The sequence below is a fragment of the Delftia lacustris genome (assembly GCF_040267515.1).
Taxonomy (GTDB): Bacteria; Pseudomonadota; Gammaproteobacteria; order Burkholderiales; family Burkholderiaceae_C; genus Comamonas; species Comamonas tsuruhatensis.
Map to the genome: position 1 here is coordinate 289,262 of NZ_CP141273.1, position 12,809 is coordinate 302,070.

At 56.5% G+C, this 12,809-nt stretch carries 10 protein-coding genes; all 10 read right to left on the reverse strand.

The features are described from left to right. Positions 1-46: 46 nt before the first annotated feature. Positions 47-2,512 carry a hypothetical protein gene (locus U6958_RS01425; RefSeq protein ID WP_143044563.1) on the reverse strand — a complete coding sequence of 822 codons (2,466 nt, stop codon included), beginning with the start codon at positions 2,510-2,512 and terminating at the stop codon, positions 47-49. Between the two features lie 178 nt (positions 2,513-2,690). Beyond that, on the reverse strand, positions 2,691-4,010 hold the full coding sequence (locus tag U6958_RS01430) for a HipA domain-containing protein (RefSeq protein ID WP_047219295.1): 1,320 nt from the start codon (positions 4,008-4,010) through the stop codon (positions 2,691-2,693). A 3-nt stretch (positions 4,011-4,013) separates the two neighbouring features. Then, entirely contained in the window at positions 4,014-4,367 is a 354-nt protein-coding gene (locus tag U6958_RS01435; protein WP_065345180.1) for a helix-turn-helix domain-containing protein, read from the reverse strand. Positions 4,368-4,605: 238 nt separating this feature from the next. Further along, positions 4,606-4,974, reverse strand: a complete 369-nt coding sequence (locus U6958_RS01440; RefSeq protein ID WP_082138136.1) for a DUF1294 domain-containing protein — start codon at positions 4,972-4,974, stop codon at positions 4,606-4,608. Positions 4,975-5,200: 226 nt separating this feature from the next. Then, positions 5,201-6,313 carry a transposase gene (locus U6958_RS01445; RefSeq protein ID WP_162233978.1) on the reverse strand — a complete coding sequence of 371 codons (1,113 nt, stop codon included), beginning with the start codon at positions 6,311-6,313 and terminating at the stop codon, positions 5,201-5,203. Positions 6,314-6,477: 164 nt separating this feature from the next. After that, positions 6,478-6,612: a hypothetical protein gene (locus U6958_RS01450; protein ID WP_269154276.1), complete on the reverse strand. Its 135-nt coding sequence runs from the start codon at positions 6,610-6,612 to the stop codon at positions 6,478-6,480. Between the two features lie 13 nt (positions 6,613-6,625). Then, entirely contained in the window at positions 6,626-7,528 is a 903-nt protein-coding gene (locus U6958_RS01455; protein ID WP_047219297.1) for a hypothetical protein, read from the reverse strand. Positions 7,529-7,635: 107 nt separating this feature from the next. Next, complete coding sequence (locus U6958_RS01460; RefSeq protein ID WP_074921860.1) at positions 7,636-7,908, reverse strand: translation initiation factor IF-1; 273 nt, start codon at positions 7,906-7,908, stop codon at positions 7,636-7,638. Between the two features lie 255 nt (positions 7,909-8,163). Beyond that, a complete protein-coding gene (locus tag U6958_RS01465) occupies positions 8,164-11,658 on the reverse strand; it encodes a hypothetical protein (protein ID WP_074921857.1) in 3,495 nt (1,164 codons plus the stop codon). Between the two features lie 318 nt (positions 11,659-11,976). Further along, complete coding sequence (locus U6958_RS01470; protein ID WP_052862743.1) at positions 11,977-12,363, reverse strand: ProQ/FINO family protein; 387 nt, start codon at positions 12,361-12,363, stop codon at positions 11,977-11,979. Positions 12,364-12,809: the final 446 nt, after the last annotated feature.

Below are 12,809 nucleotides of genomic sequence, written 5' to 3' on the forward strand. Positions count from 1 at the left end.
TTGTCGACGGCAACACCCTGTCTTGAATTGCCACGCTTCCGTGGAATCATTCGCTGTGCTCCGACGTGGAGCCATCGGTCACATTGACTTTATTCTCCCCGCCTTCATTTTCAACAACAGCATCAAAGGTGCGCGCTACTGGATCGAACGTCAACCGGATGTTGGAGTCCCATGGCAAATTCAACTTGGCTACATCTGGAAGAGAAATCCGAGCACAAGCGGTCTTCCCGTATGCGTACGTTTTCAGAACAACCCCGTCCACTACCATGTGCTCATAATAGCCATCTAACAAGAATGAACCTGGGATATTCATATGGAATTTCCGCGTGCCATTCTTCTCCTTCTGTCCACTTAAGGCGACGCAAAAGCTAAATTCCCTTGATAAATCGAAGCTCTCCCAAGATTCCACCGCCTGAATCCTATCAGTATGAATATTTTTCTGCCGCACCCTGCGTCTGATCAATAAACTCCTCTTCTCAGCAAGCCATTTTTTAAGCAATCCTGGACTAATCTCATCCGCAATCTTCGGTAATTCGATCTTACTAACGGGCGAATTAATAGCCAGCTTCTTCTTAGTCGATGGCTTTGGCGACTTCAATGCTTTCAGCTCGCTGCCACAAGCTCCTTGTGACAGTTCATTAGTGCTTCCAGCCTCAATTAGACCGCCCCTTCTTCCAGGCCTTCTCCGAAGCCCTAGCTTCCTAGTAAGAGCATTTTGCAAAGCCCTTACTGCAACCATTCGCCCACGGATGCTATAGACACCCTTTACTACACTCTTGAAGATTACAGAATATATAATGGTCCCGCGACTTATCCCCGCATCACCGATCTCGGAATACAAGACAACACCACCATTATTTTCCATGAGATCTACTAATTTAATTTCCTCTTCCGTGAGGCAGCTATCAATCTTGATAGTCTGAGCACTGTAAAAGTCTCCTTTTTCGTTGCGCTTCAGCCAATCCCTGCTAGCGAGCCACAGCTCCAGCACGTGAATAGGGACAGGAAAACCAGGTCGATACCCATCATATTGTTTGTTGTATTTCTCATAATTGACAGTAATCCCATCCATCAATTCGCTTACGGAAATCCCTTCTGGATTAAGCGCCAACATCTTGCGCAAAGCATAATTAACCTTACGCTTTGAGTCGTGATTTATACAGATCCAGCCATCTTTAACGTCAAGCTCCATGAACCCCGGAAGAGCTTGAAGAGCAGAGCATAACTGGTCACGAGTAACTTCTACGTGTGCTTCATCAGCCAAATAGCCTGCTACGCGCGCATAAGAAGTGCAGCCGACCTGAACGCACTCGTCTATCAGGAACTTGGCGGCGGCTGCCACCCAAGGTGGCGCGCCGCTATCTTTCAAGACCGCAATACGATCATCTTTATTTTCGCGTCCGGCTATAGTTACATATTCAATTTGAGAATTAGAGGATGCAATGGACAATCCGATTGCATCACTCAGTTCCATCGCGCCGAGCAGCGAGTAATTCGGGCCAAGAAGGGGTCGCAATTTATTTTGCGCCTCAATAATAGACAATGGAGCCAGTCTTTTAGCTTTGTCTAGAATATTGCTAAGTCGAGGGGTTGCTACGCGGCGACTGTGTAATTCATACAAGACGGTATCAAAGGCCTTCCGCCCCTCCAACTGAGGATCAAGTATTCTCTTTGTTTTATCTGCCGGATAACGGTAGAGCCCGTCCTGTGTAACTTGTACAAACCAGTCTATCCATTTTTTGGCCTTGTTCTCATCCTCGGGACCTTTACGAATATACTTTAAGGCTGCTTCAGCAATAGCTAAAACTTCTTGCTCGACAGTCATTGCATCCGCCTTAAGCAATGCATTAAGTTGCGCGACAGCGATACTAGGCAGTCGAGACTCGTGGAGATACGTCTTCACCCAATCATCAAGAGCGGCAAATACAAAACCCGGGAAACGTATATCTTGTCCGTCAAGGGATTGAACCCACTGCTGTTGCAGTACAGACTTGACACTGGATCTCCAAGCCTGGCTGACGTTTTGCAACTCGTAATCGCCTTGTTTATCCGATTCATTTTTCCAATAAAGCGCCTCAAACTTGGCCAGGATTTCAAGCGTCTTAACAATGCTGATCTTCAACGTCGAACGCACCTGAAAAGCGCTCAAAGTAGGAAATTCGTCCTCAGATGATAGACGATTGACGAATCCCTCCATTTTTGCAAATTCAGAAGGTCCTAAGACCTTCTGCCAACCTGGAGTGAGCCGTACGCGAGTTGGCACGCAACATATACCGCTGCCATACCCCTTTGATCCAACCCATGCTTGTGTCTTTACCAGACTTTCGCGAATTGCGTTCGCAACCAGTTGTGATGGGAGAGATCCGTTCCAGGCTAACAATGACTCACGTTCGAAATCACCAGCGGAGCATTTGATGACCGGGCTGAAACACTGAATTGCAAAGGATGGCACCACACCAGCATGCCGCCCCTCTTGGGTATCGGGAGCCGGAAGAGGTATTTTTGACTGCATTGATTTACTCATAACTTAGCAAGGACCAGCTTTCAGCAGCATTCGGGCTAAAAATCCGACCACGCTCCCCAATGGATTCTCTGTCCGAATCACTCAGAAGAAACCCTCTCCAGGAATATGCTATTGATTCAATTTTTAGTAACTATTTAACCAAATTAATTGCAATTTGTCAAATAATTCAACGCAATTTCTGAACCATTGTTGCAATTACTACGTATCGGATTGCCCGAAGCATCTGGGCCTCGGACCCTTGCTGCATTCCCGACGGCGCGCGTGATGCCGGATGCACATGTCTTCCCTGCAAGAATTCTTCAATCAATGCATCGGCATGGCTCTCAAGTCTTCCGACCATCTCTTCCAGGATGCGCTTCGCGGCAGGGACTCCGATACCGATGGCCTCTCCCGCCGCTAACATCTTGTCCTTTGAGACCTCGTCAAAAACAGAAGCTCCCGGGATGGGTGGGTGCAATGGCTCCCTAGGCCAGATAGCCTGAGAATCCGCATAGAGCGGCGTTACGTACACGGAAGTGGAAAGAAGGTCATAGAAAGGCGCCAGCGCTATGCCATCGCCCGTGACTAGGAAGCTCAAGTTCTTCAGATGGGCATCTGAGTTTCCAACGAGAGTGTTGAAAACCAGCCAGCGATACAGCAGCAACCTGGTGCTGGCCTTGCTTCGGCACATATCGCTCAGCTCTCGCAAGGTCTCCACATTCGCATCGTTGTACTTGTTGCCCGAAGACAAGGAAAGCAGCTGGCACGCATCGAGGACGTGTTTACGCTGCCACTCCACTTCGTGCTCGGTCCGGAAGCGGTCGAAGCGATCAATGATGTAGACGGGCTCTGGCGCGTAGATCATGTGCACCTCTGGTACCGGGAGCCTCAGGCGTGCCGCCAGCTTCATCGTGAAGGCTTCGTTTACCACTGAATGGGGATAAGCCTCGGCCTGGGAATCGGGCTTCAGGATGTGCGACGAAGCGCTGCCAGGCAGCGGCTCGGCCAGATCCCCTGTTTCCTTGTCGAAGAACACGACCATCTTGTGCTGCGCCCCCGCCAGAGACATGCGCTTGGGCGCCTCGCTGCTCAGGGACGCACGCGGCAGACGCTGGATGCGCTCAGACAGCTGGTCGAGGGCGAGTGGCTTGCTGCCCAGAGCCAAGGGTTGAGCTCCCGACACTCTAAGCACCAGTGAACCTGCTGACTCTTGCCCAAGGGCGGCTAAAAGGCCAAAGGCATCTGCCTTGGGCACGTTCATCTCCTTGGAGAGAAGCGCGCGCATCCCCTCCTCCGGCAGCAGGTTGTCGAAAAACCACTGCACCGGCCGCGTCGTTGAGCCGTCCAGGTGCTGCTGTTGAAGCCTCCCGATAGCTGGGGAGAGGTCAAAGGACTTAGGATTCTCCAGCCACTCCCTCCGGTAATCGAACCCCCAGATGTCCGAGACTTCTTTTAGGTCGCCGATCACTTGGTCATTGAGCACCACTTCCAATTGCCGCTGGTTCATCCGTCAGCCCTTCTTGAATTTAGGGATTGGAATCAATTTCTGGTGAACGTTCTTGTTGACAACCGGCGTCATAGGCGCAATGGAACGAGTCGATGCGGCGTTCGGGATCTTGTGGACGACGTCTAAATTCTGAAATACCTCCTCAGGGATATCTAGGTAGATCTTGATCCCCAGCTCATCCAGCACCCTCAAGATCCGCCCGATTTGCGCGGTGGGCTTCCCGCGCTCTACATCGCGGAGGAACACGTGGCCCACCCCCGCCGCGCTCGCTGCGTCGTCTTGTCGCAGGCCGAGGGCCTTCCTGACGGCAAGGACTGCCTCGCCGAGTTCCGCCGTTGTGTGAATAGGATATTGCATAGCCAATCGATGAGTTCGCATCGATTTTAGCCGCACGGCGCGCTAGCCGGCAGGAAATCGAACCGATCCCATCGTTTTGGCCCACCCGTAGCCTAACCAGCCCAAAAAACGAACAGATCGAATCGTTTATGGGCTACGGAGCGGTCTCTTCCTTCGGAATCGATGAGCTCGGTTAGATTGAGCGCCTAGGGGCCTAGGGGATAAGCAGCACGCACCCCTTGCTTGCAGCCGTGCCACCTCAAGGGATGTGCCACCAGTAGGTGGCCAAGGCACAAACGTTGATCACCACGGCGCACCAGAACCATCCCTGGTAGGAGATCTTGCTGGTCTTGTGGCGCAGGAGCTGCTGGGCGATGACGCCGCCAGGCCAACCTCCAGCAACATCCAAAAGCAACAAGCTCCGCTCCCCCAGGCGCCGACGCCGCCCCACAGCGGACCCCTTATCGATCGTATAGGCCACAAAAGACAGGATGCTGGCGCAGGCGTAGGCCTTGATCAAGATTCCAGGTAGAGCACCCGATCTCCAGCCCACCCACAGCGCCACCGCCAGCGCTGCAGCTGCCAGATAGGAGAACAGTTTCAGGGTGATCGATGCGAATGGATTCATGTCTTGGTTTGCCATGTTCGGTTGGGGGTACCGCGCCGTGGAACGTCTGCGGCATCAGAGGAAAAAGGGGGCGCAGGTGGGATGGGGCTCCGTCATCGCGACCAAGGGGCCAACGAAGTCCGAAGTGCGGCGGTGCGGCACGGCGCGCTCACGGACACACGCGCAAAGGGTCGATGAAAAAAATAAAACCCAAAAATTCGATTTCAGAATGGCTGTCAAGCGCCCCCTAGACTACGCCAGCGCCAGCAACCAGCCTCGATATCGAGACACCTCGGGAAGAGAAGGAACGGGCAGGCAGGGCTGGCGGAAGCAGCAGATTCGCGCGTACAGCGCCGAAGGCGTGGCTCCTACCCAGCTCCTCCAACACCGTGCCGATTGCCTCTATATCGTCAAGCCGCTCCAGCCCGCCTGCCCTCGCTCCCGCATGCGTGAAGTAGTTGGACCAGGGGCCGCGCCAGGCCCTCAGGGTACTCACCAACGGCTGGAAGTGCGTTGCGCACAGACCGCCAAGCCCGCCTACGGCAGCGGCCAGCGCATCTGCAGCGTCCGAGCCGTCGCGTATCCCAGCGTCCGTGTCGTAGATGCGGCGCACGCCTTCGGCCGCTTCCAGTGCATCGGACAGTGCCGGGAAACTCGCGCGCCACATCTCCAAAGCTGAAAGATGCTCCCCCGGCAAATCGCGCAGTCGCCGCTCCAGGATCAGCCCGTCATCGAGCAGATGCTTGTCGCGCACTTGTCGAGTCACATCGCGGCGCACGGCACGGCGCACGCCCCGTACCGCTCTATCAACCATGCCCAGCACATGGGGCTTGTCCAGATATGGTACGGCGTCAGGCAGTACCAGCTCCACGGCTGCCAGGGCAGGGCCAGACGGGCCCAGAGAGACGAAGCCTACTTTGTGCCGATCATAGATCTCGGCAAGGTAGCCAGATAGCGCTGCAGCTTCGTCCTTGTCCACGAGACCGACCAACGTCCCAAGCTCTGCATTTACGGCCGCCACACGACAAGCCTGGTGTACTTGCACGTTCACAAGGGCAAGGACCGTGGGGGGCAGAATCCGCATCGCGCTCTCAATTTCGCGAATGCAGTCCCCGAAGACCTGTCGCACAGTGGCCTCCGCAATTTGCAGATCTCGCGCGATGGCCACGAACGTGCGAACGCGCCCTTGCTCTCCAATCCAGCGGCGAAGCCGCTTGGTCATATTGTGGTGTTCGCTCGTGTCGGGCAGGGGCTGCTGGAACAACTTGCCGCAGACCCCCTTGTTCTTGCATCGCAGTCGGCGGGCCGTGGCCACGATCTCGACGCGCTTTCCTCTTCGCGGCATGTCCAGAAGGGTCACGCTGCGCTGTCCCCAGGCGCCAACTTCGCGGGAGCGACAAAAAGGGCAGTCGTGGGTACTAGTCAGCACCTCTGCGTGGAGTCGAATCACAGTGTCGGACTCTTCGCAAAAAGACACCTTGTACATCGGAGAAATGCCAGGAACATCGGAGCAGGTACGGAAACTCACATCGAGATCCTGTCATTCATCGAACGTTCGCCCGCGCACAAAGCGAGGCCTCGCAGCTGGGTGGCCAGCGCACCCAGCGCCAGCACGAAGGGGGCGCTCTTGTCATCGCACATGGGTTTGCCTTCGGGCATTCCAATCCGCACTTCAGTGCTTCATGGCAGTGAGGTCGATGACTGGGCCTGTGAACTGCGCACCATCCGCCCGCGAGACCATCGCAGCCTTCGCATCTGCTAGGCTTTTCAGCACAAGCTGCCGGAATGCCATGGCGTTGGGCTGACTGGCTTTGAAGCGCGCGATCAATTCCTCGCGCGAAAAACCCATCATGCGTCCCGTGAGACTGGATGCCATCATGTCGGCCATGAGGCCATAGATGTCTGCACCCTCTAGGGCGGCCTCCCTTGCCACCTTGACGAGCCTAGACAGCTTGGCTGGGTCGATGTGATGCTCAGTACGACCGACACCTGTGGCCACGAAGACGTGCGTGAGGAAAGGTGCATAGGAGCCTACGTTCTCCGGCGTCATGCCGCTGGCAATGGCCAGCACCCCGGACCTACCCATTGAACGGATCTTCTCAATGTCTGGGGCTTGCCCCGTGGCGGCCCCGCTGGTAGTAGGAACAAAACCCGCCAGGCGTGCCTGATGAGCAGCCTCGACCGGATCCGGCTCTGGCTCCTGGTACTTGAACGCCACGCCGGCAAACAACGTCATATGCGGATGCGTCCGTGCAAAGTCTTGCAGCCGCTGCCCCAACTCATCCAAGCCGCGCGAGGTCACCCCCATCGCATCGGCCCACACCCAGCTCAACCCCAACTCCTGAGCGCGCTTGGCGGCATCTATCGCAGACATGGAAAGCAGATTCACCCCGACCGGGAAAAGCCGAGAAGCACGCTGAGCGGCGCCAGCCACTTCCAAAAGCTCTTCGTCCTTGCCGGCGTGGGAGATGAGCATGACACCATCGGCATCACATTCGATCGCTAGCTTCGCTTCCGCCAGGGTCGTTTCACGGTCACGGTGATGTATCACGGGAATGATCAAGGGCTTGAGCATGGTTGTCTTCTAGCGTCAGCGGCTGGTGGCTGGCGCTGGCAACTCGCAGCGCCAGCCGCAGGATCAACCACAAAACGCGATATCAAAACGTTGTCTGCGTGAGTGCTTCAGGCTTGGAGGTGACGGAACACGATGCGCGCACGATCTGGACTTCCTTCGGGGAACTCTACGGTCACTCGATCCCCGGCAACGATCGCTACCTCCCAACGACGCATCGCCTTATCTACGCCGCTGGAAATAAGCAGGCCGCTGTCCAGTCGGACTTCGAACCGCCCGCCCTCCCCCACCGCTTCTACACGGCCTCTATGTGAAGTGATGTCATCACGCAAACTCATGGATTCCTCGATTTCCAAAAACGAACGGCCAGCCAGCGACAGCACGCCGAATCCAGCCAGGTGCAGGCAAGCTATCCAGGCCGGTGCCCTCCAGCTCAGTGTAGAACCTAAGACGAGCCATCTTGGGGCGAGTGGTACGGGCGCTGTCACATGCGCAAACGCAAGAGTGCGGCTTGAATACAACTCGCAGACCAGCGCCAGCTTCGCGAAACTGCGACCGTAAAAGCCCGATGAAAGAGCTGAGGAGTGTGGGCAAACGCATAGCCTTGGCGGTTCTAGAAAGCATGGCGAGAAGCCGAGTCAGAGGCCTTCTTCGCACGGAATGATGAGCAGCCGCTCGACACCCTGCGGAGGCTGCGGCGCATCAGGCCTCTCGTGTGAGGGAACAAGCAAGCTCCTGCGAGATGTCTCCGTTTGAGTCATCGCCGCGATAGCCTCTGCGCGGTTGAGGTATTCCGAGGTAGAGCTACTCATGCCGATGCCGATCTCCGGCCTAGGGCACTCCGGCAGCTCGGAGTCAATCGGTGCCACATCGAGCCAACGCGCATACTGAGGAGCGGCCACACCCTCGTCTCGGCTGTGCGAGGAATAAGTCACAAGCCTCGCATGAACGGGGCAATAGCCCTGTGGTTGCTCGATGCCCAACATGGCGTCGATCAGGAGCCTTCCATTGGCGTCAATATGAGCTTCCGGATGCCAGATCCTGCAGAAGCGTGACGCATCCTTGTGCCACTTCTCGTACCAGTCTGCCATGAGGGCGCTGAGCGGCGGACGAGCGGCTTGGGATACCGATTTGATTGCCTGGGCCTTGATGTAAGGAGACTCGCCTGAAAACGCACAGACATCCAGCTCGATGAGCTGCCAGTCACTGCGAATATCCCGCGCACGATTCCAGAAGTCTTGGAACCGCTCCTCGTCGGCGAACGATCTGGACATCAGTCGCTTGATATCCCGGATGTACCTGGCAGAAACGTCATCGTCTGGCGCCAGCGAAGCCAACAAGCGATAGCCACGCCTGTTTGCAATGCATAGGTAGCCCATTTCGCCTGTGTTCTTGTGGCTCACCAGCGCGATGGGAAAAGCCAGAACCGGCAGCACTACCGATGTCTTGGACGTGTCCAGGGAGTCCCGCAGGGCAAAAAGGTAGTCGGCGGCCATCTGCCCAAACGTAGCTGTGTCCGGCGTCGAAAGGAAGGGGGCAACTGACTGCTCAAAACGCTCGCAGAGCCCCATGATTTCCTGCTTGCGCTCGAAGGAGCTGAAGTTCGAATCGCGTACCCACTCCTGCGCTCCTGGCCATTCGTGCTGGGTGGTCTCGGATGCTGCCTTAGACGGCAGCAGCGCCCACTTACGCGATACCTCGCTGAAGCGGGTCTTGGTGTGTGTCAGCGTGATCCGGTGCACCCACGCATGGGGCAACAGGCGGTTGTCGCATTCGCCTTCCTTGGGTGACGCGTACAGGACGTGCTTTGACGTGCCGGAAAGCACCAGGCGCAGCGGCGCGTATCCTTGGCGCTCCGCGAATTCTTGCACCCGAGCGACCAGATCCATGCCTTCGCGGGATAGCGAAAACATCTGGTTCAGCAGCCTCCGCCGTTCGGCCGTCGCCTTCTGTTGGGGGTGCGGCAGCGGCTTGCCACGGTGTGCAGCCCGCCAGGCGATCACCGCCCTGTGGACCAATGCAGGACGCTCATGCTCCAGGCCCACGCAGCCATCGTTCAGGGCTTGCAGCAACGCCTGACGGGCCGGCTCTTCGGCAGCGCGCTCGGCCTCCACAAGCTTGAGCGCTCGTTTGAAAAACCTGATGTACGAGAGGTGATTGACGCGCGTATTCCGGTGATGGATATACCAGCGCAGATCCTCAGGCTCCACAGCATCAAGCACCAGATACGGCATCTCTTCGTGCTCCCAATAGTTGGGGCGAAATTTCGAAACGCGCACTTTCGCGTTGAACTGGCGATCACTGCGGTATGAGTCGATCTGAACATGGACATCCACGCAAACGTCGCAGCCGTCCTTGTAAGCCACAACGCAGTCCATGGGAGACAGCGCATTTGCCGTCATAGTGAAACCGCGTCCATGGTCCCGATAGGTGCGTTTCGTAATTCCCGGGGCGGTGTCGGGATTGATGAGGTCGCGCCACTGGCACAGAACGCGAGAGCCGGGGCGTAGATAGGCGTTCTTGGCGTCTATCCAGCTCTGATAGCTGGGACGCGCCACACCGCCGTCAAGCATGCTGCTGGCGTCGTCGTCGTGAAGGAACCGGCACCAGCGATCCTGGAAGCGCTGCGAAACGAAGGCCAGCGACTCTCCCTCATCATGGAAGTCGCCAAAGAGCTTGAGGCGATGATCGAGGCCTGCTGCCAGGATCAGAAATCGTTTGTAGTGCAGGGCGTGCTTTTCGTGAGCGTTGAGCGCATCGGAGTAGGCAACGTCCTCGAAGCGAATCTTGGTGCCGTCGATCCCTCGAAAGAACATACTCTGGTCATCAGCCTTGGTCGGGAAGAGCCTTGCGCTTCCCAGATGCGACTCAACAGGCGAGAACACACGATGGATGTTTTGGCCGTTGCGCACCAGCATGAATACCTTCGCGTTCTCCTCGTTGCGCACGGTGTTCGTCCACGTATCGCCGTAGTCGATATGGCGTCGGGACACGCACATGACCAGCACGCAGCGCTGCGTGGGGAAAATCTGCTCGATGAGGGCTGGATGCGCCCGAAGCGCGTTGAAGAATCTCGCTTCTGAGTCAAAGTCGAACCGCTGGTCCAGGTCTTCAAACACGGCCAGCTCCTCGTCCATCAGCTTCTTGGCCTGGACGAATGTCAGCGGCTCGGAGCGGGGAGCACCCGCGCCTTCGCAGATGGTTTGCACCACCACGTCTTCTCCAACATAGAGATTCAGGGAGCCAATACCATCGAGAAGTTCGCCCACATAGTTGCGAACCTCTTCCGTGTGGGCGAGCGCTGCATGGGCCTTTTCGTCAAAAAAGGGGGTGAGCTTGGCCAACTCGGAAGAGATCTCGCCGGCCTTGCCCTGGATCCAGCTCGCCTTGATGGTTGCGATCTGAAGTTCCTGCTGGGCGGCTGTTCGTAGAGCGCCAATCTTCTGGTCGGTAATCCCCGTCTCTAAGGCATCGGAAAGCGTTCCAGTGGCAATCGCAGCAATGCTGGGATCCACAGGCGACTGCGACACAGGCAAGGCGAGATCCGTTGAACGGGAAAGACGTTGTGGCACGGCAGCGCCAGCCACGCCCTCCTCACTATCCTCATCCAGATCTTGCGCCGAAGGCCTGGGGGTGTGGACTAAGGTCTTCGCCCGCGCCTCACGAAGCCCCGCTTCCACGATAGCGTTCATCCGCCCCGGGTCGGCCTGGGCCTCCACCATCTCGGCCTGCAGGCGCGCCATGTTCGTCTGTATCTGCGCCACCTCTTTAGCACGCACAGCTTCGTGATCTGGCTCGAATTCGAAAAGGCTAAGGAAATCCAAGAGCAGAAACCGATGCTCTTTGAATCCGTGCCAGGCTTGCTGTGCCTGCCCCGTTTTGTTGCGCCAGCGCAGCGTACGCCCGGTGCCGAATTGCAGTGGGTGAGGCCGCAGGATGATGGTGTGCGGCTTGTCGTCTACGAGTCGGACCGAGAGGATGAGCAGGACGGTGCCTGCTGAAATTCCTTCTTGAGGAATTTCCTCTAGCGCGCGCCAGTATTGACCTGCTTGGAGAGATTGAAAGCGAGCGATGGTCTGAGCCTCGCGCTCTCCATCGAAGTGTTGCACCGTGAGCGCCGAATTTTCTTGCATTTTTGCCACCGATGTTGTGCGAGCAGTACGCTCGCAGTGACGAACAACACAATTGTAATTTAATTGCAAGTCATTGCAATCCAATTAATGCAACCCAAATTGCAATTGATGCTGGCGCTGCGGTCGTGGGCGACGAGGGAGTTTTCGGCCCATTGTCGAACCCAACCAATCGCCAAGATCGGCGACGAGAACACCAGTGGAGGCGAAGCCAAATGCTTCTTGCGCGGGGAGGCAACAGCGCGGGGCTGGCAGTTGCCCCGTCTGCGTGGAGCACTGAAGGTTTGGATGTGCCGTGGCTTAGGCGCAGTGGCCGGGATTTCACCCTTCCGAAGAATCGGAACGACTTTTCAAGCGTGTCAGATGTTTGTTCGCATTTCTCACATGGCGCGCCTGAATGTCATCGTCAATGGCGAGGCCGTTGATGTCATGTCGAGCACACCCGTCAGCGATTTTGCGAAGGTACCTTGGATCCTTGCAGTACCGCTCCAGATACAGGCTGATCTTGCGCTTTGAGAGACTAGACCCATTGGCCAAGGCCTCCTGATGAAGATCCTTGGTAATGCCCACCTTCAGGGGAAGATGTATCCCATGCCCGAACAAGTGCGGCCAGCGACTCTCCATCTCCTCGCTGACAGCTTCATAGTCGAAGGGCGCGCCGTGACTTGTCGCGAGTGCCGGGGTCTGGCTGGAGGAATCTTCAATCATGCTGCTCCTGTGATTTGACTCGAATAATTCGACAAATGTTTAACACACAATTGCAATTATAATTGACAATGTGTTTCACAGCAACGATTCGCTTCTACGGCCGATCGGCGAAACCTTAATGAGGTACGTCGCCCAAGCATGCGGTGAAACCGGCTGTCTCGCAGCGACCAAACTTGTGGCGCCAATCGGTGAGCGTCGAGCCTATGCGTGCTTTTTCAACTTTGGAGCATCGCTGCCTCGACACAGGCTGCAGCTGGCTGGCTTTCATCCAAGCCTTCGAGCCTCTTGGCCAAAAAATTGAGAAAGGCCCACCCATGAATGCCCATGCCTTCGCCCGCCAATGTCTGGCGCACAGATACACACTCATCACACGTTCCGAGTGTGGATGCGCCGCATCAATACTCCACAACGCCCAGGAATCCCCGGAGGCTGCGACAAGGGTGATG